Annotated in this window: 23 protein-coding genes; 12 read left to right on the forward strand and 11 right to left on the reverse strand. The window is 70.9% G+C overall.

Annotated features, from left to right (window positions below):
* Positions 1-88 precede the first annotated feature (88 nt).
* The 8 genes from OG417_RS37935 to OG417_RS37965 all read left to right on the forward strand — a co-directional run bounded on the left by OG417_RS37935 (position 89) and on the right by OG417_RS37965 (position 6,991).
* The gene (locus tag OG417_RS37935) at positions 89-712 is read left to right on the forward strand and encodes a TetR/AcrR family transcriptional regulator (protein WP_329239562.1); all 624 of its coding nucleotides are present in this window, start codon (positions 89-91) and stop codon (positions 710-712) included.
* Positions 709-2,316: an acyl-CoA dehydrogenase family protein gene (locus tag OG417_RS37940; RefSeq protein WP_329239565.1), complete on the forward strand. Its 1,608-nt coding sequence runs from the start codon at positions 709-711 to the stop codon at positions 2,314-2,316. The genes OG417_RS37935 and OG417_RS37940 overlap by 4 nt, the downstream gene beginning before the upstream one ends.
* A 346-nt stretch (positions 2,317-2,662) precedes the next feature.
* On the forward strand, positions 2,663-3,277 hold the full coding sequence (locus OG417_RS37945; protein ID WP_442875599.1) for an ATP-binding cassette domain-containing protein: 615 nt from the start codon (positions 2,663-2,665) through the stop codon (positions 3,275-3,277).
* A gap of 113 nt (positions 3,278-3,390) precedes the next feature.
* A complete protein-coding gene (locus OG417_RS54570) occupies positions 3,391-3,591 on the forward strand; it encodes a hypothetical protein (RefSeq protein ID WP_442875600.1) in 201 nt (66 codons plus the stop codon).
* Positions 3,588-4,403, forward strand: a complete 816-nt coding sequence (locus OG417_RS37950; protein ID WP_329239567.1) for an ABC transporter permease subunit — start codon at positions 3,588-3,590, stop codon at positions 4,401-4,403. The genes OG417_RS54570 and OG417_RS37950 overlap by 4 nt, the downstream gene beginning before the upstream one ends.
* A gap of 6 nt (positions 4,404-4,409) precedes the next feature.
* The gene (locus OG417_RS37955; protein ID WP_329239570.1) at positions 4,410-5,636 is read left to right on the forward strand and encodes a sensor histidine kinase; all 1,227 of its coding nucleotides are present in this window, start codon (positions 4,410-4,412) and stop codon (positions 5,634-5,636) included.
* Positions 5,633-6,292: a response regulator transcription factor gene (locus OG417_RS37960; RefSeq protein ID WP_329239573.1), complete on the forward strand. Its 660-nt coding sequence runs from the start codon at positions 5,633-5,635 to the stop codon at positions 6,290-6,292. Before OG417_RS37955 ends, OG417_RS37960 begins: the two co-directional genes overlap by 4 nt.
* A gap of 267 nt (positions 6,293-6,559) precedes the next feature.
* Positions 6,560-6,991 (forward strand): BlaI/MecI/CopY family transcriptional regulator, encoded by a 432-nt coding sequence (locus OG417_RS37965; protein WP_329239576.1) that lies wholly within the window; start codon positions 6,560-6,562, stop codon positions 6,989-6,991.
* A gap of 37 nt (positions 6,992-7,028) precedes the next feature.
* Here OG417_RS37965 and OG417_RS37970 read toward each other — a convergent pair whose 3' ends face one another.
* From OG417_RS37970 to OG417_RS37995, 6 genes are all read right to left on the reverse strand, one after another.
* Positions 7,029-7,205 (reverse strand): hypothetical protein, encoded by a 177-nt coding sequence (locus OG417_RS37970; protein ID WP_329239579.1) that lies wholly within the window; start codon positions 7,203-7,205, stop codon positions 7,029-7,031.
* 237 nt (positions 7,206-7,442) lie between these two features.
* Positions 7,443-8,573, reverse strand: a complete 1,131-nt coding sequence (locus tag OG417_RS37975; RefSeq protein WP_329239581.1) for a glycosyltransferase — start codon at positions 8,571-8,573, stop codon at positions 7,443-7,445.
* Positions 8,566-11,388 (reverse strand): bifunctional glycosyltransferase/CDP-glycerol:glycerophosphate glycerophosphotransferase, encoded by a 2,823-nt coding sequence (locus tag OG417_RS37980; RefSeq protein WP_329239584.1) that lies wholly within the window; start codon positions 11,386-11,388, stop codon positions 8,566-8,568. Before OG417_RS37980 ends, OG417_RS37975 begins: the two co-directional genes overlap by 8 nt.
* A gap of 244 nt (positions 11,389-11,632) precedes the next feature.
* On the reverse strand, positions 11,633-12,709 hold the full coding sequence (locus OG417_RS37985) for a lysylphosphatidylglycerol synthase transmembrane domain-containing protein (protein WP_329239587.1): 1,077 nt from the start codon (positions 12,707-12,709) through the stop codon (positions 11,633-11,635).
* 113 nt (positions 12,710-12,822) lie between these two features.
* Positions 12,823-14,100, reverse strand: a complete 1,278-nt coding sequence (locus OG417_RS37990) for a HAMP domain-containing sensor histidine kinase (RefSeq protein WP_329239590.1) — start codon at positions 14,098-14,100, stop codon at positions 12,823-12,825.
* A 185-nt stretch (positions 14,101-14,285) separates the two neighbouring features.
* Positions 14,286-14,987: a response regulator transcription factor gene (locus OG417_RS37995; RefSeq protein ID WP_329239593.1), complete on the reverse strand. Its 702-nt coding sequence runs from the start codon at positions 14,985-14,987 to the stop codon at positions 14,286-14,288.
* Between the two features lie 299 nt (positions 14,988-15,286).
* On the opposite strand from OG417_RS37995, the gene OG417_RS38000 reads away from it, so the two are divergent.
* Entirely contained in the window at positions 15,287-16,456 is a 1,170-nt protein-coding gene (locus OG417_RS38000) for a hypothetical protein (protein WP_329239597.1), read from the forward strand.
* A 457-nt stretch (positions 16,457-16,913) separates the two neighbouring features.
* Positions 16,914-18,515 (forward strand): FAD-binding oxidoreductase, encoded by a 1,602-nt coding sequence (locus tag OG417_RS38005; protein ID WP_329239601.1) that lies wholly within the window; start codon positions 16,914-16,916, stop codon positions 18,513-18,515.
* A 106-nt stretch (positions 18,516-18,621) separates the two neighbouring features.
* Here the strand turns inward: OG417_RS38005 and OG417_RS38010 are convergent, their stop codons facing one another.
* Positions 18,622-19,215 (reverse strand): TetR/AcrR family transcriptional regulator, encoded by a 594-nt coding sequence (locus OG417_RS38010; RefSeq protein ID WP_329239605.1) that lies wholly within the window; start codon positions 19,213-19,215, stop codon positions 18,622-18,624.
* 109 nt (positions 19,216-19,324) lie between these two features.
* Between OG417_RS38010 and OG417_RS38015 the strand changes: the two genes are divergently transcribed.
* Positions 19,325-20,335 carry an NADP-dependent oxidoreductase gene (locus OG417_RS38015; protein WP_329239608.1) on the forward strand — a complete coding sequence of 337 codons (1,011 nt, stop codon included), beginning with the start codon at positions 19,325-19,327 and terminating at the stop codon, positions 20,333-20,335.
* 75 nt (positions 20,336-20,410) lie between these two features.
* Positions 20,411-21,025, forward strand: a complete 615-nt coding sequence (locus tag OG417_RS38020) for a TetR/AcrR family transcriptional regulator (protein ID WP_329239611.1) — start codon at positions 20,411-20,413, stop codon at positions 21,023-21,025.
* Positions 21,026-21,043: 18 nt separating this feature from the next.
* Here OG417_RS38020 and OG417_RS38025 read toward each other — a convergent pair whose 3' ends face one another.
* The 4 genes from OG417_RS38025 to OG417_RS38040 are packed head-to-tail and all read right to left on the reverse strand — an operon-like array spanning position 21,044 to position 24,133.
* The gene (locus OG417_RS38025) at positions 21,044-21,655 is read right to left on the reverse strand and encodes a TetR/AcrR family transcriptional regulator (protein WP_329239613.1); all 612 of its coding nucleotides are present in this window, start codon (positions 21,653-21,655) and stop codon (positions 21,044-21,046) included.
* Positions 21,648-22,130, reverse strand: a complete 483-nt coding sequence (locus OG417_RS38030; protein WP_329239615.1) for a MarR family winged helix-turn-helix transcriptional regulator — start codon at positions 22,128-22,130, stop codon at positions 21,648-21,650. Before OG417_RS38030 ends, OG417_RS38025 begins: the two co-directional genes overlap by 8 nt.
* 4 nt (positions 22,131-22,134) lie before the next feature.
* Positions 22,135-23,574 carry a dihydrolipoyl dehydrogenase family protein gene (locus OG417_RS38035; RefSeq protein WP_329239618.1) on the reverse strand — a complete coding sequence of 480 codons (1,440 nt, stop codon included), beginning with the start codon at positions 23,572-23,574 and terminating at the stop codon, positions 22,135-22,137.
* A 1-nt stretch (position 23,575) separates the two neighbouring features.
* A complete protein-coding gene (locus OG417_RS38040; protein ID WP_329239621.1) occupies positions 23,576-24,133 on the reverse strand; it encodes a hypothetical protein in 558 nt (185 codons plus the stop codon).
* Between the last annotated feature and the right edge of the window lie 35 nt (positions 24,134-24,168).

Raw genomic sequence — 24,168 nt, forward strand, 5'->3', positions numbered from 1 at the left:
GGGGGCGTTCGGGGCCCCTCCTGCCCGAGGGGCCCCGAACCTATTTCCACGGTTGCGTCGAAGAAGTGAACTGCGGTTCAATTCTTGTGTGCCGTACCGCCGCACGCCCCGCGTCGAGGCGCGCCTGAGCGCCTCGCGGGAGCGCATCCTGTCCGCCGCGCTCGCGATCGTCGCCGAGCACGGCTACGCGGGATGCTCGGTGGCCGCCGTGGCGCGCCGGGCGGGTGTCGCCACCGGCAGCGTCTACCGCCACTTCCCGGCAAAGGCCGACCTGGTCGCGGAGGTGTTCCGCACGGCGTCCCGGCGCGAGGTGGACGCCGTCGCGCGAGCGGCGACCCTGGAGGGCACCGCCGCCGAGGCGGTCGCCGCGGTGATCGAGACCTTCGCGGGCCGCGCGCTGCGGGCCCCGCGGATGGCCTACGCGCTGCTCGCCGAGCCGGCCGACCCGGCCGTCGACGCCGAGCGGCTGGTGTTCCGGCGCGCGTACGCGGACGCGATCGCGACGCTCATCACCCGGGGCATCGCCGCGGGCGAGCTGCCCGACCAGGACGTCCAGATCAGCGCCGCGGCGCTCGTCGGGGCGATCGGCGAGGCCCTCGTCGCCCCGCTGGCGGCGGGCGCCGCCGCCGGCACCGCGCGGGTGCCCGAGGTCACCGGCGACACGGCTCACCTCATCACCTTCGCCCAGCGCAGCATCGGAGCGGTCCCATGACGACGCATGACGTGTTCAACCAGGTCCCCCCGCTGACCGGCTACGACGTGGCCGACGACCCGGCGCTGCTGGACGGGCTGTTCCGCGAGGGCGGCGGCTGGGCGACCGAGGAGATCCACGAGCTCGGCCGGCTGGCCGGCTCGGAGGAGGCGCAGGAGTGGGGGCGGCTCGCCAATGAGTACCGCCCGGTGCTGCGCACCCACGACCGGTACGGCCACCGCGTCGACGAGGTGGAGTTCCACCCCGCCTGGCACGAGCTGATGAAGGTCGCGGTCGGGCACGGGCTGCACGCCCGCGCGTGGACCGAGCGTGCCGGTGCGCACGTGGCCCGCGCCGCCAAGTTCTACGTGTGGCGCGTCGACGCCGGGCACGGCTGCCCGATCTCGATGACGTACGCCGCGGTGCCCGCGCTGCGCCAGGAGCCCGAGCTCGCCCGCGAGTACGAACCGCTGCTGACCTCCGGCACGTACGACTTCGGCCTCCGCCCCCCGCTGACCAAGGCCGGCATCCTCGCCGGGATGTCGATGACGGAGAAGCAGGGCGGCTCGGACGTCCGCGCCAACACGACCCGCGCGGTCCCGCAGGCCGACGGGACGTACCTGCTGACCGGGCACAAGTGGTTCACCAGCGCGCCGATGTGCGACGTCTTCCTCGTGCTGGCCCAGGCACCGGAGGGCCTGACCTGCTTCCTGCTGCCGCGCGTGCTGCCCGACGGCACGCTCAACCCCATGCGCCTGCAGCGCCTGAAGGACAAGCTCGGCAACCACTCGAACGCCTCGGCCGAGGTGGAGTACGAACGCGCCGTCGCCTGGCGCGTCGGCGAGGAGGGCCGGGGCGTCCGCACCATCATCGAGATGGTGAACATGACGCGGCTCGACTGCGTCATCGGTGCCGCCGCCGGCATGCGCCAGGGCCTGGTCCAGGCGGCGCACCACGTCGCGCACCGGCAGGCGTTCGGCGCCACCCTGATCGACCAGCCCCTGATGCGCAACGTCGTGGCCGACCTGGCCGTCGAGTCCGAGGCCGCGACGGTGCTGATGCTGCGCCTGGCCGGCGCGACCGACCGCGGCGAGACGGCCTTCAAGCGCCTGGGCCTGGCGGTGAGCAAGTACTGGGTGTCCAAGCGCTGGCCCGCACACAGCGCCGAGGCCCTGGAGTGCCTGGGCGGCAACGGTTACGTCGAGGAGTCGGGCATGCCCCGGTTGTTCCGCGAGTCTCCGTTGAACTCCATCTGGGAGGGGTCGGGAAACGTCGCCGCCCTGGACGCCCTCAGGGCCATGATGCGTCAGCCGGAGACCGTGGAGGCGTTCTTCGAGGAGGTCGAGGCCGCGGCGGGTGCCGACGCACGCCTGGACACGGCCGTGGCGCAGGTGAAGGACGCCCTGACGGACGCGGCCACGATCGAGCTGCGCGCCCGCCGGATCGTCGAACGGCTCGCGCTGGTCCTGCAGGGATCCCTGCTGGTCAGGCACGGCCACCCGGCCGTCGCGGACGCCTTCTGCGCCTCCCGCCTGGGCCGCGACTGGGGAACCGCCTTCGGCACCCTCCCCCCGGGTCTGGACCTCGACGCCCTCATCGCCCGCGCCACCCCGAAAGCCGGCTGACGCGGAGCCAACGAAGAAACCCGGACTGGACCTCGGCACCGCCGGCTCGTCCGCCGTTCTCCTCGCCGTGCTGTTCGGCCTGATGGGCTGGGCACACCTTCAGGAAGGCCGTACCGGACTTCAGGCGGCGTGACGGTACAGGCCCACAGCCGGAGTTGTCGCCGTGTCGTCACCGAGCCTGCGGCGGCTCTCCCGGCGCGGCCCCGTCCATCCCGCGATGTACTCCTACATCGGCCGGTGTACCTTCGCCACCTGCCGGAATCGTCCGGGCGGGCGACGACTGTGCCCGAGGCGACGCCCTAGCGTTCTCCCTGAGCACGCCCCGGAATCTTCCAAGGGATCGATCATGATCGAGGCCAAGGGCCTGACCAAACGCTACGGCGACAAGACAGCGGTGAACGACCTGTCGTTCACCGTCAAACCCGGGGTCGTCACCGGGTTCCTGGGCCCGAACGGGGCCGGCAAGTCCACGACGATGCGTATGATCCTCGGCCTGGACCGGCCGACCTCCGGTTCGGTGACCGTCAACGGCCGGCCGTACGGCGACCACGCGGCGCCCCTGCACGAGGTCGGCGCCCTGCTGGAGGCCAAGGCCATCCACACGGGCCGGACCGCCTACAACCACCTGCTCGCGCTCGCCGCGACCACCGGCATTCCACAGGGCCGGGTCGATGAGGTCATCGATCTGGTCGGCCTGCGCGACGTCGCCCGCAAGCGCGTCGGCGGCTTCTCTCTCGGCATGGGCCAGCGTCTTGGGATCGCGTCGGCGTTGCTGGGCGATCCCAAGACGCTGATCCTCGACGAACCGGTCAACGGCCTGGACCCGGAGGGCATCCTGTGGATCCGTAACCTGCTCAAGGACCTGGCCGCCGAAGGACGCGCCGTCTTCGTCTCCTCCCACCTGATGAGCGAGATGGCCCTGACCGCCGAGCACCTCATCGTCATCGGCCGGGGAAACTGATCGCCGACACCTCCGTCACCGAGTTCATCGAGCGCGCCTCCGCCGGCCGGGTCAAGGTCCGCTCTCCCCAGGCCGGGCGGCTGCGCGACCTGCTGGCGGGCCCGGACGTCACGGTGGCGGACATCGCGGAGGGCACTCTGCTCGTCAGCGGGCTGACCAGTGATCAGATCGGCACGATCGCCGGGGACAACGGCGTGACGCTGTTCGAACTGGCGCCGCAGCAGGCCTCACTGGAAGAGGCGTTCATGGAGCTGACCGGCGAGTCCGTCGAATACCGGGCCCCCGCCCGTACCGCGGAAAGGTCCGCGGCATGACCACCGCCACCGCCCCCTTCCGGACCGGCAGGGTCACCCAGCTGCGCGTCCTGAACTCCGAGTGGATCAAACTCAGGACCCTGCGCTCCACCTTCTGGTCGCTGTTCGCCGCGATCGTCGCGACCATGGGCCTCGGCATGCTCTTCAGCTGGGGCTTCGCCAGCCGGCTCGGCGATCACCGCCACCCCATCGAGCACGCCACGACCATCGCGGTGACCGTCCCGCTGCGACCGTACGTCATCGCCCAGCTCGCCGTGGGCGTGCTCGGCGTCATGGTGATCACCGGCGAGTACTCCACCGGGATGATCCGCGCCACGCTGGGCGCGGTCCCGGCCAGGCTGCCCGTGCTGTGGGCCAAGGCCGCGGTGTTCGCGGTGGTGGTGCTGGTCCTGATGGAGATCGTGTCGTTCGTGACCTTCCTCGGCGGCCAGGCCATCCTGTCCACGCACCACGTCCAGGCGACGCTGTCGTCCCCGCAGGCGCTGCGGATCGTCACCGGCGTCGGCCTCTACCTCACGGTCGTCGGGCTGCTGGGCACCGCGCTCGGCGCCATCATCCGCAGCACCGCCGGGGCCATCGCGGCGCTGTTCGGCATCCTGCTGGTGCTCCCGGTCCTCGGCGAGGTGCTCAGCCTCACCTCCTGGGGCAGGCACATCACGCCGTACCTGCCGAGCAACGCCGGCGGCGACCTGCTCACCAACACCCCCGACCCGGGCTCACTCGGTCCCTGGACAGGCTTCGGCGTGTTCGTCCTGTACACCGTGATCGCGATGGCGGTGGCCGCGTACCTGCTCAAGCGCAGGGACGCCTGACGATCGATGATCGGTTCTTCGCCCGAGGCCGGCCCCGGCGCGCTCGTCGCGCGCTGGGGCCTTCGCCTGCGCGCGCTCGCCGGACGGCATCCCGCCGCCGTCGACAGCGCGTTCGCGCTCGTCGTGCTCCTGTCCGGGGTACCCCACCTGTTCCGGGAGCCGCCGAAGCAGCCTCTTCTCGGCTGGGCACTGCAAATCTCGCTGCTCGTGCCGCTGATCTGGCGGCGACGTACGCCGTTCACGGCCTTCAGCGTGGTCGCGGCGCTGGCGTTCGCCCAGTGGCTCGGCGGAGTACTCCTGTCGACCGGAGACGTCGCCGTGCTCATCGCGCTGTACTCGGTCGCGGCCCACTCGACGCTGCGGCGGCTGCTCGTCGCGGCGGGCATCGTGGAACTCGGCGTCGCGATGGCCACCGTTCAGTGGGCCCCGCCGGGTCACCTGGAGAAGGTCTTCGTCCTGTTGTCCGGGATGACCACGGCCGCGGCCGTCATCGGGCTGAACATGCGCACCCGCCGCGCCTATCTGGCGTCGCTGGAGGACCGCGCCGCCCGCCTTGAGAAGGAGCGCGACCAGCAGGCGCAGATCGTCGCCGCCGAGGAGCGCGCGCGAATCGCCCGCGACGTCCACGACATCGTCACCCACAGCCTGTCGGTCATGGTCGCCCTCACCGACGGCGCCGCGTACGCCCTTCCGGTCTCACCGGAGCGGGCCGCCGACGCCGTGTCCAAGTCGTCGGAGATCGGACGTCAGGCCATCGCGGAGATGCAGCGCGTCCTGGACGTACTCCGCCAGGACGCCCCGCCCTCCGCCGGTCCACGGCGCCCGCAGCCGGGGCTGGGCCAGCTCGACGCGTTGCTCACCGAGGTCCGCTCCGCTGGGCTCCCGGTGGAGTTCGTGGTCACCGGGCAGCCGCCCGCCATGGCCTCCGGGGCCGAACTCACCATCTACCGCCTCGTCCAGGAGGCGCTCACCAACGTCCGGAAGCACACCCCGCCGGGCACCAGCGCCCGGGTACGGCTCGAGTACACCGCGGCGCAGGTGGAGGTCGAGATCACCGATGACGGGCGACCGGCCGTTGGCGTTCCGGCGGGGCGGCGCACCGGCCACGGCATCGCCGGGATGCGCGAACGCGTCGCGGTGTACGGCGGCCGGTTGCAGGCCGGTCCGCTGCCCGACGGCGGCTGGCGGGTCCACGCGCGCTTCGAACCGTCCCAGCCGAGGAGCACCCGGTGATCAATGTTCTCCTCGTCGACGACCAGCCGTTGCTGCGCATGGGCTTCCGGCTGGTGCTGGAGACCCAGCCCGACATCGCCGTCGTCGGTGAGGCCGGCGACGGCGCCGAGGCCCTCGCGCAGGTCGCCGCGATCGGCCCCGACGTGGTGCTCATGGACGTACGGATGCCGGGCATGGACGGCCTCGAGGCCACCGAGCGGATCACCCGCGACCACGCCGGCTCGCGCGTCCTCATCCTCACGACGTTCGACCTCGACGAGTACGCGTTCGCCGCCCTCCACGCCGGTGCCGCCGGTTTCCTGCTCAAGAACGCCCAGCCCGCCGAACTGATCGCGGGCATCCGTACGGTCGCCGCCGGCGACGGCGTCGTCGCACCCCGGCTCACCCGGGTGCTCATCGAGACGTTCACCCGCCGGAACCCCGCACGGCCCGGCTCGGCCGACGACCCGCGTCTCGATCGGCTCACCGACCGGGAACGCGAGGTGCTGATCGAGATGGCCAAGGGGCTCTCCAACGCCGAGATCGCCACCGAACTCGGGCTGTCCGAGGCGACCGTGAAGACACACGTCAGCCGCATCCTCCCCAAACTCGGCCTCCGCGACCGCGTCCAGGCCGTCGTACTGGCCTACCAGACCGGACTACTGCGGCCGCCATGAACCAACGGGCATCACCCGGGCCGAGAAGCCGCGTCCGCTGCCGCTGGACGAGCGGGTGGCCGCGCTGGACCCGCCGGCCCGGCAGCAGTTCCTCGCACGCTCGCCGAGGCGGTGGGGACTGGTGACCATCCCGGTGGCGTGGGCCGGGCGCCGTACGCACCTGAGGACCGTGGCAGCGACCACCGGGCGCTGCCACAATGGCCACTGGGCAGTTCGGCCTCCAGTGGGTATGCGCTGCACCAGACGACACCAGGGCTGGGAGAGGGGATGGCTGGCCGACCCAACCCACGACCGAGCGGGAGCCTTGAGAGCGAGGTCGTGGCCTGTCTTGCGGCCGCCGACCGGCCGCTGACGCCTGCGGAGGTCCAGGCCGAGCTCGGTGGCGATCTGGCCTACACGACGGTCATGACCACCTTGACGCGTCTGTACTCAAAGCGCGCGTTGTCCCGGAAGCCACACGGCCGTTCCTACGCTTACGAACTGGTCGGCGGTCCGGACGGGGCCTCGGCGAGCATTACCGCACACCAGATGCAGAAGCTGCTTCAGGCCGGCGTCGATCGAGCCAGTGTGCTCTCGCGCTTCGTCGATGGTCTCGATGAAGAAGCGGAGCAGATTCTGCTCAGCCTGCTCACGCGGGGTTCGGCTGACGATCAGAGCCCGGCGGACAGCGCTCAGGCCCGTAGCCGGCGAAAGTCATGATCGGGCCGATCACTGGTCCGCCAGGGTTCTGCACGCCTCAGTCCCGATCCCAGTCGCAGCCGGCATGGCGGCCGGCACGCTTGCCGTCGTCCTCCTCGGCCGAGCCTGCATCCACATCGCGCGGGTCGTAGCCGGCACACGACGAACCGCGATCGCGGCAGCCGCCCTGTCGCCGCTCGGCGATCTTGCGATCGTCGACGACGACGCCATGCATGCCTATGCGGTTCCTGGCCGCCGTCAGCTCATCGTCGTCTCCAAAGGGCTGCTCCGGTCCCTGTCCGGACCTCAGCGAGTGTCGCGGGCTACGCGGTCGGCCGGAACCGGCAGCGTATCGCCGACGCCTTTCACGGGCCGACGTACGTCGTCGCCGGCGTCGTCGCCGTCATCGCCCTTGTCGCGGTAGGCGTTTTCGTCCGACGGCGCCGGGCGCAGGACGTGGCCTGACCTTCCCTTAGATGGTCCGGCCGGCGCGTTCGGTCACGAGCGTGAACGTCCGTTCCCAGCGATCGAGGACGATGTCCGGGGCGTATCTGCGGACCGAGACGCGGGCCGCCTCCCCGAACGCGTCGCGCAGGTGCGCATCGTCCATCAGGCGCTCCAGCGCGGTGGCGAACGCGGTCACGTTCCCCGGTGTCGCCACCAGACCGTCTTGCCCGTCGGTGAGCAGTTCCCGTACGCCCGGCGCGCAGTCGAAGGCGACGGTCGGCAGCCCGTACGCCATCGCCTCGATGATCGACATCGGGAAGCCCTCCTCCCGGGAGGACAGCGCGAAGATCGATGCTCCGGTCAGCGCGCCTTCCAGGTCGGAGGTCGGACCGGGGAACTCCACGCACGCTGCGACGCCGAGTTCGGCCGCCCGTCGCCGCAGCGCGTCCTCCTCCGGACCCGACCCGTACAGGCGCAGCCGCCACGAGGGGTGGCGAACGGCGATCTCCGACCATGCCTCGAGCAGCATGTCCTGCCCCTTCTCGAACGACAGCCGCCCGAGCCGTACGACCACCGGAGCGGTACGCGGGGAGATCGACGCCGGTTCGACGTGGAGTGGGTTGGGCATGGCGGCGGCGTTCGACATGTCGTCGAAGGCCCAGGCGTCGGCGTCGGCCTGCGTGAGCGCGAGCAGCCGGTCGGCCCGCGCGAAGTAACGTTTGACCCGCCGGTAACGCGAGGACTGCCGGGTCGCGGCGTACGACTCATGACTCATGCCGATCACCGGCATTCCCGCGGTGTCGGCACGGGTGACCCACTCCATGGCCCAGACCTGCGCGGCGATCACGATGCCGCCCGGTGCGGCGGTGCGGAACAGCGCGCTCAGCCGCGCGGCACCGCGGCGGACCGCGGCCCGATGCGCGAGCCGGGACGCGGTCCCGCGGCGTGGCCCGGGCCGGCGCTCGTGCAGCACGGTGACGGCGTACGGCGGATTGTCGCCATAGTCGTGAGCCCGGTCCGCATGGGTGACGCCCACGAGATGGACGCGATGCCCCCGCTCGGCGAAGAGGCGGGCGATGTGGTGGGCCCAGCGCTGCAGGCCGCCGAGCTCCTCCACGTTGTTGCACACGATGAAGATGTCGCGGGCCTCAGCCACGGGGGCCTCCGGAGAAGAAGCGCTCGACGATGGCCTTGGCGGCGGTACCGGTGTCGTATTCGCCGAACCGCTCGACGAACCGGCGCCGCCGCTCGGCGTGGTCCCGATGGACGCGGTCGAGATCGACGAGGGCGGCGAACAGCCCGTCCTCGTCGCGGATCACCGGCCCGGGCGCGTGCTCGGCGAGGTCGAAGTACGTGCCCCGCCGAAGGACGTATTCATCGAGGTCGGGAGTGTAAAAGATCATCGGGCGGTCACGGAGCGCGTAGTCGAACATGACCGAGGAGTAGTCGGTGACCAGGGCGTCGGCGAGCAGCAGCAGCGGCGTGACGTCGTGCACGCCGCCCACGTCGATGACGGTGCCGCGCAGCCCGGGAGGAACCACCGCCGTGCTCAGGTAGTGCGCGCGGACGAGAAGCACGTGGGATTCCCCGAACTCACGGGCGAAGCGTTCGAGGTCGAACGGCGGCGCGAAGCGCGAGGCCGGCCGGTCGTTCTCGTCGGCGCGGAACGTCGGGGCGTACAGCACGACGGTACGGGTGTCGCCCGCGAGCCCCAGGCTCTCCCGCAGCGCGGCCGTCTCCTCCGGGGCGCCGCCGTTCACCAGCGGATCGTTGCGCGGGTATCCGGCCCGTATCGCGGGCGCCGTCACGCCGAGCCCCGTCGCCAGCGTCCGGACGTCATGCTCGGACCGTACGAGGAAACCGTCGAACCGGCCGGCCATCGACCGCCGGCGTACGTGCTCGGCCCAGGTGCTCTGCTTGACCGAGGGCTCGTCGAAGCCCATCCGTTTGTACGCCGAGCCATGCCAGGTCTGGATGTACGTGGTCTGGCGACGTTTGGTGAGTCCGGCCGGGAAGCCCTGGTTGTCGACCCAGTACTCGGCCCGGGCCAGCGCGTGGAAGTACGCCCACGAGCCTCGCCGGACCAGTGTCGCCTCGGCCGGGAAGCCCTGCTTGCTCGTGCTGTAGGACCAGATCGCCCGGTACGGTGTGCCGCGCTCGCGCAATTCCCGGTAAATGTACTTCGGGTTGTCGGAGTACTGGGCGCCGAGGTGGCTCTCGAACACGACAGTGCCCTTCTTGACCGGAAGCCGCACCAGGACCCGGTTGAAAACCGCGATCTTCGTGGCGCGGCCGGTCAGCCACTTGACCACCCTCTTCTCGGCGTGGACCAGGACTCGCCATGCCCTGACGCCCAGGTCCGTACGGGCCAGTCCGCGCAGCAGGGGCAGGACGGTCCGGGCGGGAAAGCGGCGACCGACGATACGGAACGCCAGTTCACCGGAGTCGGCGACGTACGCCTCCAGGTGGTCGCCGACGGCCCGGGTCAGCCGTGGCCGTACCGGCACCGCGACGTCCTCGTGGGCGGTCCGCGGAGAGGTGACGCGGACACTGACCGTGTCATCACCGGCGTCCACCCGCAGCCAGAGTCCCCAGGTCTGGTCCACGAGCCCGATCGGCCGTACGGCGCGGGCGGGCGTGAAGGCGGCCCGCCAGCCGATCCGCTCGCCGTCACGCCACAGCGTCACCGGGACCCGGAAGGCACGCCCTTTCCTGCGGCGATCTCGAATCTCCAGTTTCCCGGTGAGCTGCGTGGTGGCATCGATCCGGTCCAGCGGGTTGACGAAGTCGCCGGTGAGGAGCAGTTCGCTACCTGCCTGCCGTGCCTCGGTCAGCCGGCCGCCGAGGGTGAGCGTGCCGAACGGTACGGAGTGGATACCGAGATCGGTGACGTCGAGAATCCGACGGCCCGCCTCCGTACTGAGGTAGGCGCCGGACCAGTAGATCCGCCCGTCGTGCTCGACCGGTCTGATCGACAGCGTCGGCGCGCCGCCCTTCCTCGGCACGTGGTCGGCCGCCGCCATCGCCGCACCCAGATCGCCCTGCACGATCAGATAGGCGGCGATGCCCATCATCGGGTTGCACTCCTCGAAGACGGCGGTGTCCATCGTCTCGAGATACGCCTGGGCCAGGTCGAGGAAGGCTCGACGATACTCCCGGTCGCGGCCGCGCAACTCGCGGAGGTAGAGCAGTAGGTCATGATTGAGGAACTTGACGTTCTTGTGCTTGATGAGCTCCCTGGCGCCGCGAAGCCGGAAGGTCGCGTCTATGCGCCGGTGTATCTCCAGCCGGTCGGCGAAGTTGCGCAGCTCGGCCCGGCGGTGCGTGATCGAAATGGTCTCGCCACGCGGCACGACGATCCAGTTGTAGACCCGGTGCGGGATGATCGCGATCTTCCGTGCGCCGGCATAGGCCTGCGCACTGAACAGCAGATCCTCGTAGTGGAGCCGGTCGACGAAGCGCAGGTCCTCACGATCGAGGAACTCGTGCCGATAGCACTTGTTGGTCGAGAGGGTGTCGTACAGCAGGTCGGGTTCGTCGGAGATGCTCGTGAGGACTCGTGACTCTCGGTACAGAGACGGGTACCAGTTCTGCTCGCGTTCCGGCTGCACGCGGACGCAGCGTCCGGAGACCAGATCGGCGCCGGTCTCCTCGGCCGCGGTGACGAGGTTCCGGCACGCATGCGGGTCGAGCGTGTCGTCGCTGTCGAGGAACATCATGTACCGGCCGTTCGCGTGGTCCATTCCGACGTTGCGTGGCCGGCCGCAACCGCCGGAGTTCTCCGGCAGGGTGACCACCCGCACGCGGTCGGGCCGGGCCGCGGCCAGCCGCTCCGCCACCCGTGGGGTCGCGTCGGTGCTGGCGTCGTCGACAATGACGATCTCGACTCCGGCCAGCGACTGGTCCAGCGCCGATCGGACCGCGCGGGCCAGGCGGCCCGCATCGTTGTAGACGATGACGATGATCGTCACATCGGGTTCTGAAACCAACAGGCTCACCCTCATCGCCCCGTATTCGAGGGGGATTGTCACTATTGCGGTAGTACTACCGCGAACGTAGTAGTGCGTGGGTTACCTGGAGGCAAACCGCAGATCGCCCACCGACCTCAAACGTCGGCAACCCGCGAAAACGGCGGCGAGGAGGGCACCCCGCCATGCGCGTGCGAGTTCGGCCGGCACCTCGCGAGGCTGGTGACGGCTTTTCGACTGATCACGGTCAGATGATCCGGCGGCGCCAAAGGATGGCGAAGGTGCAGGCGGCGGGCGGCAACGGCAGCCAGACCGTGATCATGCGATAGCCGAGCACCGCCCCGACGGCCACCGCCGAGGAAGCGCCCGCGGCGGCCAGGCCCGCGGCCAGCGCCACGTCCAGCGCCCCGATGGCGCCCGGCGACGGGATGACCGACGTCAGCGAAGACATGCCCAGGTAGATGACCAGAACGGTCCCGACACCGATGGACACATACAGCCCGCGCAGCATCGAGTACAAGATGAGCGCGTGCAAGAACGGCAGCGCCAGCGAGCCCAGCCACAGAGCCACGGCCCGGCCGGGGTGCCTTAGGACGGTCTTGAGCTCGTGCATCTCTCGCATCAGGTGCGCCGCCGCCGATACCAGTCGTGCCATGCGGCGGACCAGCCATCGTCTCGGCGCCCGCAGTGCCACCGCCGCCCCGAGCGCACCGAGCAGCGACAACACAACCGGCCCGTACGACAGCAGCGGTCCGGCGATCAGCCGCGCATCCGGCTGCGGCAGACGAACTCCCACCCGCACCAGCGTCGACGGGGCGATCGCGACCGTGCCCACGAGCAGTAGGAGATGGGTGATCCCGGTCGCCAGAGAATTCAGTCCCACCGCACCCACGGCGGCGCCACGGCTGACGCCCTGCCGCCGCAAGAAGCGCACGTTGACCGCCATGGCCCCCGAGCCGGCCGGCAGCAGATGATTGGCGAAAGACGCGGCGAACTGAACCGCGAGCATCCGCCGGAGCGGGGGGCACACCGGAATCGTGCCGAGCAGCGACGCCGCTCCTGCCAGCCACATCGCCACCGCGGCGAGGGCGGCGAGCACCAGCCACTCCCCGTCGACCCCGGCCAGGCTGTCTCCTCCGGCATCGACGGCGGTTCGGTGCAGGGCGCCCAACACGACGACGGCCACGGCGGTGACGATGCCCAGGACCACCTTGGCGGTTGACCCGCCGAGGGACTCCCCGCCTCGCGCGTCATCGGTATCGGTGGACCGTGAGGAGTGTTCCCTCACACCAGCCCCCAATCCCAGCCGCCGTACGGCCGTCATGGCACAGCCGCCACGGCCGGACGGCCACGTCGCCTTCGGCGGCGTACGGCAGCGACCCGGCGCCGGCGCTCGAACCTGATCAACTACTGCGATAGTACTTTCTGTGGGACGCCTCACGCGCCGGGGAGCAGGAGTGTGAATGTCGGCGGCGACGGGCGAGCCAGCCGCAGACGTCCGCCTTCGGCCTCGGCGAGGCGACGGGCCATGGCCAGGCCGATGCCGTGCCCGGCGGTCACCGTACGGCGGCGGAACAGGTCATCGGGTGGGCTGTCGATGCCCGGCCCCTGGTCGCTGACGTCGATGGCCAGTGCGTCGCCGGCATCCCGGACGTCGACCGTCACCGTGCCGGCGCCGTGGCGGATCGCGTTTTCGATGAGCACGTGGAGGATCTGGCGGGCGGCGGCGGTGGACGCGTCCGTGGTGGGCAGGTCGGGAGCGATCCGGACGCGCAGAGGGCGCCCCTTTCCCGCCAGGTCGGCATGCCAGGTCTTTCGTGCCTCCTCGAGGAGGCCGTCCAGGTCGAGCGGCTCTTTGTGGCGGGGTACGTCACGGGCCAGGGCGAGGAGGTCGTCGATGGTCCGCTGGAGCCGGTCGGCTTCGGCCATGGCCTGGCTGATCTCTTCCACCCGCGTGTTGCCCGGAGCATCGAGCAGGCTCTCCAGCTGGAGCCGCAGGCCGGTCAGTGGCGTGCGCAACTGGTGTGAGGCGTCCGCGGAGAAGGCGCGCTCGCGGGCGAGAAGGTCGCCGAGACGTTCGGCCGTGGTCGAGAGGCTGGCGCCGGTGGAATCGATCTCCGGTATGCCGCTGGGCCGGGCGCGCACGCTGAAGTCACCGTCGCCGAGCCGTTCGGCCATGGCCGACATCTCCTCCAGCGGCCGGGCGAGACGCCGGGCCTGCCGGCGTGCGAGCAGCCCGGTGATGAGGACGGCCGCGCAGGCGACGGCCAGCATCAGGAGCCAGTTCCTGGCGACCCGCCGATAGACGAACATCTTGCCGGCGGCCGCGCGTATCGCGCCGGTGACGTGCTCGTTGTTCGCGACCGGCACGGTGACGACGAGGTCGGATCCGTCCTGCCCGTTGGCGGGGACGCCGTGCAGAGCGCCGCGCACGGCGGCGTCGGCCACCGCCGGTCCGCGGCCCCCGATCCGCCGCCCGGCGTGGTCGTAGACGGCCAGTTGAACACCCGGTTCGGTGCTGGGCAGCTCGGTGGGGTCTCGCCCGCTCAGCTGCGCCGCGGAAACGGTCACGGTCGCCTCGGTGGCGAAACGGGTCAGCTCGCTTCGCTCATCGGCCATGTAGTAGTGGGCGACTCCGGCGGCCAGCGGAATGCCGAACAGGCTGATGGCCAGGACGGCCGACAGCACGGTGAGCATGACGATCCGCCTGCGCATACGGCCTCCCTTCCGAGCATTGTCGAACGCTACGACTTCTGGCACGCCGGCCGGGAGGTCGTCCTCACCCTGTCCGGCCCGGCGGGAGCGGACAACGTCGACCCATGGACGCTGGTCAGCGACTCGCTGCGGTGGCCCGCCATCAGCGTTCTGCGAGAGGGGTGAGACGCCGGCGAACGGGCGACTCAGCGGCGCGGGCCGTCCAGACGATAGCCGTGACCGCGAAGCGTGACGATCCTCGGCATGGTCGCCGTTTCACCGGCGGCCGCCTCGGTCAGCTTCGCGCGTACCGCCGCGATATGGACGTCGAGCGTCTTGGTCGACCCGAACCAGTTCTCGTCCCACACGTCGGCCATCAGATCCTCACGGCTGACCGCCTTGTCGGCGTCCACGGCGAGACGACGCAACAGGTCGAACTCCTTCGCCCGCAAGGCGACCTCGCGCTCACCGATGAAACACCGGCGAGCCCCGGCGTCCACCAGCAGGTCACCGATCCGGAGCTCCTGGCGCGCCGAGCCGGACGGGGCACCACGACGCAGGTGCGCCCGGATGCGGGCCAGCACCTCCGCGAGGCTGAACGGCTTGGTGAGATAGTCGTCGGCGCCCGCATCCAGCCCCATGATGACGTCCATCTCCTCCTGCCGGGCGGTGAGCATCACCAGCACACACTCCGGCTGGACCCGGCGGATCCGCCCGCACACCTCGATGCCGTCCAGATCGGGCAGGCCGAGATCCAGCAGCACCAGATCGACGTCCCTGACGGTCGCCTCGCGTACCGCTCCCCTGCCGGTGCGTTGCCACACCACCTCGTGGTCATGCATACGAAGACGGGACTCGAGCATGTTCCCGATCGTCTCGTCGTCCTCCACGATGAGCAGCCGCGCCATCCCCACATGGTAGGGCGGACACCGCCGTCCTGGACGTGAGCCTGCCCGACTGGTGGCCCGGCTGCGGGCCGCCCTGCGCGGGGCCGGCAGCGACGTGAGCGTACGGTCGGCGGACCTGCGGCTGGACCCGGTGACCCATGACCTCCGACGTCACTACTCCCACTGAGGATTCGGGCGAGTAAGCCAGTCGCTTGCCGTTGTCTTTCCAGCCGCTTACCCGGCTCTCCCTACGTTGGCCCACACGAGGGAGGAGCAGGACGAATGCGCAGGTCATCAGGCAACTGCTACGGCATGGCGCGATGATCGAACGGGAGGCCGTACACGACAGACCCTCTCCGCCGGCCCGCGAGACGAGCCCGGAGCAGGACCGGCGGTCCCGAGCCGTGTGGTGGTGTCTGTGGAGCTGGGCGGCGATGTGGACCGGGCTGCGCCTGCCGGGCGGCGGCGGCTCGTGGCACTATTTCGCCCAGGGCAGCCGGCTGCTGTTCGGCGACGATCGAGGCGAGGGCCTCCGCCTGTACGCCACCCATCCCGAACTACAGATCGGGCCGATCGCCTTCCTGGTCGCCACACCGCTGCGGCTACTCGGAGCCATGCCTGGCCGCCTCCTGGCGCTCATCACGATGAGTCTCACCGGGCCGCTTGTCCTGTACGCTCTGTGGCACCTGGTCCCGGCGCGTACGCGGCAGCCATCACGGCTGCTCACCACCGGACTGCTCTTCCTTCCGGTTTGGGCCGAATTGGTCACGCACGCCGGCCACCTGGATGACGTCCTAGCGCTGCTGTTCGCCGTCGCGGCCCTTCACGCGGTCAGATCCAGCCATCCGGTCGCCGCCGGCCTGCTGGTCGCGGCCTCCGCCGACGCCAAGCCGTGGGCCGCGGCCTTCGCCCCCCTCCTGCTCGCGGTCGCGCGCCCGGACCGATGGCGCGCGGCGGCTGCCTGTGCGGCCGGCCTGGCGGTGGCCTGGCTCCCGTTCCTGCTCTATGACGGGCACACGCTGACCGCAGCGAGCTTCACCATCCCGACGGCGACGTCGTCGGGCCTGCGCGCGCTCGGCTTCACCTACCCGCGTACTCCTTCATGGGACCGGCCGGCCCAGTTGGCACTCGGCTGCCTGCTCGGTGGGCTCACGGTGATTCGGGGTCGATGGCCCGCGGTCATCGTGCTCGCTACGGCCGCGCGGGTCCTGCTCGACCCGGAGGTGTACTCCTACTACACGGCCGGAATCCTGCTCGGCGCCGTAGCGTATGACCTGGTCGTCTCCGATCGGCGATGGCCCTGGCTGACGACGGGCGGTCTGCTGATGTTGCACGTCGCACGCCTCGTGGCGCACATCGCACCGATTTCCCTGCATGTTCTCGGGTTACTGCGAGTCGGATATGTCCTCGTCGTGATCGCGGTCACGCTGCTCCCCGGCCGCCGCCGTCCGATGAACAGACTTGCCGCGGGCGCCGCTCACACCGCTTGACATCTCCCGCCGTCCCGCCCCCTGCGCGTCCTCCGCACCGGCGGCCGAGAAGTCAGGCGCGAGACCAGCACGAGCGCGGTCAGACGGCCACGGACGCCGCGCACCGGGGCCGGCAGGGCGGCGACCCGCCGCAATCCCTGCCAGCGGTGAGGTATGGCGGGGTTTCGACGGTGAGCGTGAAGCCAGCCGATCACCTTGGCCGCAAGTTCCCGGTCTCCGACCGCGGCGGCGTCCTCATCGGCCCATCGCTCCACGCAGTACGACACGGCCTCGCCGGCCGCGCCGACGATGGTTGGGCCCGGTCGGCGGCCGGTTCCGATTCGTGTCCGGCGGTCGGTGGACACGAATCGGCCATCTGGTTGATCGGTGGTTCATCCGCGGGCTCGGAAGAACGGTTGGTGCGCGTCCGGCCCCAGGCCGAGACGCTGGTGTCCGGACGGACGGAAGGGGTGTTCCGATGATGAACGAAGGGGTGCGGCGTCGTGCCCTGCTGGCCGGCGCGGGCTCCGTCGTGGCCGCCGGAGTCATGGGCACGCGCTCCTCCGGGGCGGCGGTGCCGGAGAAGCCGTTGTTCGAGCCGGTGACGATCCGGCCGGGTGACGCACGGTACGACGGCCTGCTGCGGGGCAACAACTTCCGTTTCGTGGGCCGGCCCGACGAGATCCACGTGGCCGGCTCCACCGATCAGGTCGTGCGCGCGGTGTCGGAGGCGGTACGAGCAGGGCGACGGATCGCGCCGCGCAGCGGCGGGCACTGCTTCGAGAACTTCACCGCGGACCCGGCCGTGCGGACGCTGCTGGACCTGTCACCGATGAACGCGGTCGGCTACGACGCCCGGCGCCGGGCGTTCGCCGTACAGCCCGGGGCCACTCTCGGGCACGTGTACCGGACGCTGTTCACGGGCTGGGGCGTGACGATTCCCGCCGGCGGCTGCCCGGAGGTGGGCGCGGGCGGCCACTTCGCCGGCGGCGGGTACGGGCCGCTGTCCCGCCGGTACGGCTCGGTCGTGGACCACCTGTACGGCGTGGAGGTCGTGGTGGCCGATCGGGACGGTGCCGCCCGCGCGGTGGTCGCCACGTGTGAGGCCGACGACCCGAACCGTGACCTGTGGTGGGCGCACACGGGCGGTGGCGGTGGCAACTTCGGCGTGGTCACCCGCTACTGGCTGCGCTCGCCCAAGGCCACCGGCGACGACCCGTCCCGGCTGCTGCCGGCCGCGCCGCGGAAAATGCTGGAGTGCCTGGTCACCTGGTCGTGGGACGGGATGACCGAGCGGACGTTCACCGGGCTGCTGCGCGCCTTCGGTACCTGGCACGAACGAAACAGCGCGCCCGGCTCCCCGTACGCCGGCCTGTACGCCCTCCTCATGCCGGCGCACCGCAGCGCCGGAAGCTTCTCGATGGTCGTGCAGGTCGACGCGGACATCCCGCACGCGGACCGCCTGGTGACCGACTTCGTCTCCGAGATCACCGCCGGCACGAAGCCGACGCTGAACGCCCGGCGGACGATGCCCTGGCTGCACGCGACGACGTGGCCCGGCACCGGTGAGCCCGGCGACGTGATCAGCCGCCGTTACAAGATCAAGGCCGGGTACCTGCGCCGGTCGTTCACCCACGCCCAGCTGGCCGCCATCCATCACCACCTGACGGACTCCACCGGCGGACCGAGTGCCGGCATGCTGCTCATCGGCTACGGCGGGCAGATCCGCGCGGTGCCGCCGGGCGCCACCGCGGTCGCCCAGCGGGACGTGGTGATGAAGGCGGTCTACCAGACGATCTGGATGGACGAGAGCGAGGACGCGGCCAACCTGGCCTGGGTGCGCGGCCTCTACCGCGACGTGTACGCCGACACCGGAGGTGTGCCTGTGCCCGGCGAGGTCAGCGACGGCTCCTACATCAACTATCCCGACACCGACCTGGCCGACCCGGCCTGGAACACCTCCGGTGTGCCGTGGCACACGCTGTACTACAAGGACGACTATCCCCGGCTCCAGCGGATAAAGGCCCGCTGGGACCCACGCGGCGTCTTCGGCCACGCCCTGGCGATCGAACCCGGCTAGTGTGCCTCGACATCCATCCAGCGAGCCTCGTCGGCGGCGCGGAGCGATCGGATGGCACGGTCACCCGGCGCGCGCGGCCGGGTCCGCCGGTCGGGGTACGGCCGTTTCAGCTCCCGGTCCGAGGGCGGTGTTCCCCCTCGGCACGGCCGCTTCCCCCGCTCGTCAGGACCGCGCTCGCGACGACCTCGAAGAGGCGGTCGGCGCGGGGCGCGAGCGCGGGCTGATCGCCGAGCCAGGCGAGCATGGCTATCAGCGCGAAGAAATCGGCGCCATCGATATCGCTCCGCGCCAGGCCGGCGGCCTGGGCACGGGTGAGGAGCCGCGCACCGGCTTCGCGCAGGGTGACGCACGAAGCGTGGAGCGCGGATTCGGTGTCCTCGATGGCGGCCGCCATCAGCACCGTCACGCCGCGGTACTCGGTGGTCCACGCGACGCAGTCGCGCAGCCACGAAACGAGAGCGTCGTCGGGTGAGCCCGACGCCTCGAGCTCGCCCGCCTTCGCCGTCAGTTCGGCGAAGCTCGTGTGGAGCAGGGCCTCGAGCAGCGCCTCGCGCGTCGGGAAGTGCCGGAGCAGCGTCGCGAGCCCGACATCGGCTCTGCGCGCGATGTCGCGCAGCGACACGTCCACGCCTTGCTCGGTGATGGCGGTGCCCGCTACTGCGAGCAGGTGGTCGCGGTTCTTCCTGGCGTCGGCCCGCATCTGTCCCTTTGACTAACGGATCAGTGGTCCATATATTCGGATCAGTGGTTCACTTACGTGGATCGCTGATCCGAATAAGCGTATCCCGCAGCGTGGGCAGGAGAGAACGATGCCGACACACACGATGAGGGCGGTCCGGCTCCATGAGCACGGCGGCCCTGAAGTGCTGCGTTACGACGAGGTGCCGATCCCCGAACCGGGGCCGGGCGAGGTGCTCGTTCGCGTTCACGCGGCCGGCGTCAATCCTCCGGACTGGTATCTGCGCGGCGGGCTGACCCGGATGCCCGGGGAGACGGAATCGACGGTCCGCCTGCCGGTGATTCCGGGAACGGACGTGTCGGGCGTCGTCGAGGCCGCCGCCGCGGACGTGGACGGCTTCGCCGTAGGCGATGAGGTCTTCGGTCTCCTGCGGTTCCCCGGCTTCGACGGCAGCGCCTACGCCGAATACGTGGCCGCGCCCGCGTCGGACCTCGCACGCAAGCCGGTCGGCATCGACCACGTGCACGCCGCCGGGGCACCCATGGCCGGGCTCACCGCGTGGCAGTTCCTGATCGAACTCGGACACGATCACCCCTCGCCCTTCCAGGCGGTACGGCATCGTCCGCCGGCACTCGGCGCCGACACGACGGTGCTCGTCAACGGCGCCGCGGGCGGCGTGGGGCACTTCGCGCTGCAACTGGCGAAGTGGAAGGGCGCACGTGTCATCACGGTGGCATCGGGCGCGCATGAGTCGTTCCTGCGCGAGCTCGGCGCCGACCGGTTCCTCGACTACACCAAGTGCCGTCCCGAGGAGCTGGTGCACGACGTCGACCTCGTTCTCGACACCGTCGGCGGTCCCGACAGCAGGCGCTTCCTGCGCACGCTCAAACCCGGCGGCTCCCAGTTCCCCGTCTTTCCCGGGGACTTCGACGAAGAAGAGCTCACGAAACTGGGCGTCACGGTCTCGATCACCCAGGTCCGCTCGAACGGCGCGCAGCTCGCTGAGCTGGGGCGCCTGCTCGACGCGGGGACGGTCCGCGTCGCGATCGACAGCACGTTCGCGCTCGCGGATGCCCGAGCGGCGCACGAACGCGCCGCCCGAGGACACATCCAGGGCAAGATCGTGCTCACGGTCACCTAGGGCGCGTCTCAGCCGCCTTCCCGCAGGTGCCGGGCTCGGAGCATACTGAACGTTCTATCGGTTAAACTCCCCCCGATGGCGCACAACGCTCGAGGTCAGGTCTCCGAAGCGCGATCGCGGCTGCTCGGAACCGCCACGCGGCTCTTCTACACCGAGGGGATCCACTCCGTCGGGATCGATCGGATCGTCGCGGAGGCGAAGGTGACCCGCGCGACGCTGTACCGGCACTTCCCCGGCAAGGAAGACCTCGTCGTCGCGTACCTGCAGGCGGTCGACCAGGCCGAGCGCGATCAGGTCGGCGAGGCCCTGGGCAGCGGCCGACCGGCCGTCGACACCGTACGAGCCATCGCCGAGTCGATCGCCGACGGTATCCGGTCAGCCGGCTTCCGCGGGTGCGCCTTCCTCAACGCCGTCGCGGAGTATCCGGATCCCGAGCATCCCGTTCACAAGGCCGTTCTCGCTCACCGCGAGTGGTTCCTGCGCACCATCACCGATCTGCTCGCGCAGGTCGGGGAGACGCCACCCGAGCTCGCGGCCCGGCACTTCGTCATGCTGAGAGACGGCGCGATGGCCGAGGGCTGCCTCGCCGACCCGGTCGAGGTCTGCGACACGTTCCTCCAGGGAGTCGACGGGCTCCTGCAGCACCGCACCGGCTCCACGTCTCGCGGCTCCGGGGCGAAGACCGCCTGAGGGCCGAGGCTTCGACGATCACGCCCTCCTCGGACAGGGCCTCCTGTCCGAACTCACGGCCTCAGACATGCCCCGGTGCGTCAGCAGGCCTTCGACCCCCCGGAGGAACGTGCGGCAGATCGGCTCCGGGTCGGCGAGGCAGCCGGCCACCATCGCACCGTCCCGCAACATGACGAAGTGCCTCGCGGCGGGATCGGGGGCCGCGTCTCCGGCCTGCGCCAACAGGTCGGTGATCGTGTGGAGGAACCACGCGCGGTGGGCGAGTACGGTGCGGTGCACGGGGTGCGTGGGATCGGGGTACTCCGCCGCGGCGTTGAGAAAGGCGCATCCGCGGAACCCGGGGCCCCGGATATCGGCGGCGATCGACTCACCGACGGCTCGTACGACGTCGGCCGGGGACTCTCCCCGGGCGGCGGCCTCGGCCACCTGGGCGCGAACGGCCTTGTCGACCTCGCTCAGATAGGCGACGACAAGCTGGTCCTTGCCCGGGAAGTGCCGGTAGAGAGTCGCGCGCGTCACCTGCGCCTCGGCCACGATGCGGTCGATGCCGACGGAGTGAAGCCCCTCGGCGTAGAACAGCCGCGTCGCCGTGCCGAGCAGCCGCGATCGCGCCGACGGCCGGTCACCCACGGACGTCGCCGCCCGTCGCGTCGCAGTGCCGCGCCGGCCCGGCGGCACTGCCGTTGAACTTCGCGAGGAGCTCGGCGAGGGTGCGGACGTCGTGTTCCGGCCACGACGCGAGAAGCGCCTCCAGCCGCCTGCCGCGGACGTCTTGGACCTCGGCGACGCGGCGGCGGCCCTCGTCGGTGAGGCCCACCAGATACGCCCGGGCGTCGTTCGGCACGGGAAACCGTTCTATGAGACCGAGCGTTTCCAGCAGCTGGAGCCGTCGCGAGACAACGGGAGAAGCTATGCCCATGTGCTCGGCGATCTCGGTGGGCCGATGTCGGCCGCGGTCGGCCAGGTGAGCCAGCAGGCCGTAGGCGGCGGCCGTGAGATCCGGATACGTCTCACGGCCGAGCCGTCCTGACGCGGCGTGCTCATGGCGCACGAAAACGGCGACCTCGCGTTCGAGGTCCGCGATCGTCTCGCCGGGGATCATCATGACCTCAGCGACCGTAGGCTTCGAGCAGCCGGAGCCACACTTCGCTGACGGTGGGGAAGGCCGGAACCGCGTGCCAGAGCCGGTCCAACGGAACCTCCCCGGCGACCGCGATCGTCGCCGCGTGCAGCAGTTCCGCGACGTCGGGACCGGCGAGCGTGAAACCGACGATCACCTTCCGGTCCTCGTCGACGACCATGCGCGCCTGCCCCCGGTACCCGTCGGCGTGCAGGGCGGATCCGGCGACGGCGCCCAGGTCGTGGTCGACGACCCGGATCCGCAGACCGGCGGCCGCGGCGGCGGCCGCGGTCAGTCCCACCGACGCGATCTCCGGTTCGGTGAAGACCACCTGTGGCACCGCGCGTTCGTCGGCCGTCGCCGCGTGCCGGCCCCATCGGCCGTCCTCGACCGCTTCGCCCTTCGCGCGCGCCACGATGACGTCGCCCGCGGCCCGGGCCTGGTATTTGCCCTGGTGCGTCAGCAGCACGCGCCGGTTGACGTCACCGGCGGCGTACAGCCATCCGTCACCGATCGGCGCCCCGTCGTCCCCGAGGACGCGCATCGTGTCGTCGACCGTGAGCCAGGCGCCCGGTGTCAGGCCGATACGGTCCAGGCCGATGTCCCCGGTGTTCGGCGTACGGCCGATCGCGACGAGGAGTTCGTCGGCTTCGACCTGCTCACCGTCGGTGAGAGTGAGGGACACGGTTCCGCCGTCGTCGCGCTTGACGGATCCGGCCTCGGCGCCGAGGCGCACCGACACACCGGAGTCGCGCAACGACTCGACGACCCGCTCGCCGGCGAACGGCTCCGCGTGCGGCAGCACACCGTCGCGGGCCAGCATCGTCACCGACGCCCCGAGACCGGCGAACGCGGTCGCCATCTCCGACGCGACCACGCCACCGCCGATGATGGCGAGCCGGCCGGGGACCGCGCTCGCGGCGGCCGCCTCCCGGCTGGTCCACGGTGCCGCCTCGCGCAGACCGGCGATGCCCGGGACCAGAGCGCCGCTTCCCGTCGCGATCACGACCGCGTGCCGTGCGGTCAGCGCGGTGGTCGCGCCGTCCTCGCCGGTCACCTCGACGACCCGGGCGGAGCTGATCCTGCCCTGTCCGCGGTACAGCGAGATCCCCGCCTGGCCGAGCCAGGCCACCTGCCCGTCGTCCTTCCAGTTCGAGGCGAAGGAGTCGCGGCGACGGAGCACGGCCTGCGCGTCCAGCTCGCCCGTCACCGCCTCACGGGCACCGGGCACCTGCCGGGCCGCCCGGAGCGCGGTCGCGCTCCGCAGCAGCGCCTTGGTCGGCATGCAGGCCCAGTAGGAGCATTCACCGCCGACCAGTTCCCGCTCGACGATCGCGGCGCTCAGACCGCCCTGCGCCACCCGGTCGGCGATGTTCTCCCCGACCGGACCCGCACCGATGACGACGACGTCGTACGTCGCGGTGTCCATGTCAGCGCTCCTTGGCGGCGCGGCCGAGGCGCAGCGCCGAGACGAGGAAGAAGATGCCACCCAGCACCGCGTAGCCGGCGATGTTGGCCAGCGAGGGGTTCGCCGCGGAGGCCGACGTGACGAACGAAGCGCCGGCGAGCACGGAGATGCCACCGCTGAGGATCATCGGCCACTGCCCGCCCATCCCGCGGCGCACGGCGCCCACGACCAGTTGCACGAGCCCGGAGACGATCGCCCACAGGCCCCACACGCGCAGGACGTCCGGCACACCGGACCCGCAGGCGACGGCCATGCCGATGGCGGCGAGCAGGCTGATCGCGATGTTCACCTGCAGACCGCGCGCCGGCCCGGGGGCGCCGGACGAACGCGTGTCCACGACCGCCGCGGCGGCGTCGAACAGCGGATACAGCACGAGCAGGGCGATGCTGACCGGGCCGAGGGCCGACCTGATGGCGAACAGCAGGAGGGCCCAGACGATGGCGAACCCGAACCGGACGAGATACAACCGGCGCAGAGCCGGCGCGATCCTGGGCGCGGTGGATGAGGCAACGGTGGTCACGGCGGTCCTTTCGACCAATCAGCGGACGCTGCTGC

Origin of the sequence: Actinoallomurus sp. NBC_01490, assembly GCF_036227085.1 — a bacterium.
Lineage (GTDB): Bacteria > Actinomycetota > Actinomycetes > Streptosporangiales > Streptosporangiaceae > Actinoallomurus > Actinoallomurus oryzae.

Bases quoted from the DNA above. Each gene is read 5' to 3' on its own strand.
- OG417_RS38020 (WP_329239611.1), top strand. From the start codon at position 20,411: ATGGCGCACAACGCTCGAGGTCAGGTCTCCGAAGCGCGATCGCGGCTG.
- OG417_RS37970 (WP_329239579.1), bottom strand. From the start codon at position 7,205: ATGCATGGCGTCGTCGTCGACGATCGCAAGATCGCCGAGCGGCGACAG.
- OG417_RS38010 (WP_329239605.1), bottom strand. From the start codon at position 19,215: ATGCGGGCCGACGCCAGGAAGAACCGCGACCACCTGCTCGCAGTAGCG.
- OG417_RS38030 (WP_329239615.1), bottom strand. From the start codon at position 22,130: ATGATGATCCCCGGCGAGACGATCGCGGACCTCGAACGCGAGGTCGCC.
- OG417_RS37940 (WP_329239565.1), top strand. From the start codon at position 709: ATGACGACGCATGACGTGTTCAACCAGGTCCCCCCGCTGACCGGCTAC.
- OG417_RS38000 (WP_329239597.1), top strand. From the start codon at position 15,287: ATGATCGAACGGGAGGCCGTACACGACAGACCCTCTCCGCCGGCCCGC.
- OG417_RS37990 (WP_329239590.1), bottom strand. From the start codon at position 14,100: ATGCGCAGGCGGATCGTCATGCTCACCGTGCTGTCGGCCGTCCTGGCC.
- OG417_RS37995 (WP_329239593.1), bottom strand. From the start codon at position 14,987: ATGGCGCGGCTGCTCATCGTGGAGGACGACGAGACGATCGGGAACATG.
- OG417_RS37950 (WP_329239567.1), top strand. From the start codon at position 3,588: ATGACCACCGCCACCGCCCCCTTCCGGACCGGCAGGGTCACCCAGCTG.
- OG417_RS37945 (WP_442875599.1), top strand. From the start codon at position 2,663: ATGATCGAGGCCAAGGGCCTGACCAAACGCTACGGCGACAAGACAGCG.
- OG417_RS38035 (WP_329239618.1), bottom strand. From the start codon at position 23,574: ATGGACACCGCGACGTACGACGTCGTCGTCATCGGTGCGGGTCCGGTC.
- OG417_RS37955 (WP_329239570.1), top strand. From the start codon at position 4,410: ATGATCGGTTCTTCGCCCGAGGCCGGCCCCGGCGCGCTCGTCGCGCGC.
- OG417_RS37965 (WP_329239576.1), top strand. From the start codon at position 6,560: ATGGCTGGCCGACCCAACCCACGACCGAGCGGGAGCCTTGAGAGCGAG.
- OG417_RS38015 (WP_329239608.1), top strand. From the start codon at position 19,325: ATGCCGACACACACGATGAGGGCGGTCCGGCTCCATGAGCACGGCGGC.
- OG417_RS37985 (WP_329239587.1), bottom strand. From the start codon at position 12,709: ATGACGGCCGTACGGCGGCTGGGATTGGGGGCTGGTGTGAGGGAACAC.
- OG417_RS38005 (WP_329239601.1), top strand. From the start codon at position 16,914: ATGATGAACGAAGGGGTGCGGCGTCGTGCCCTGCTGGCCGGCGCGGGC.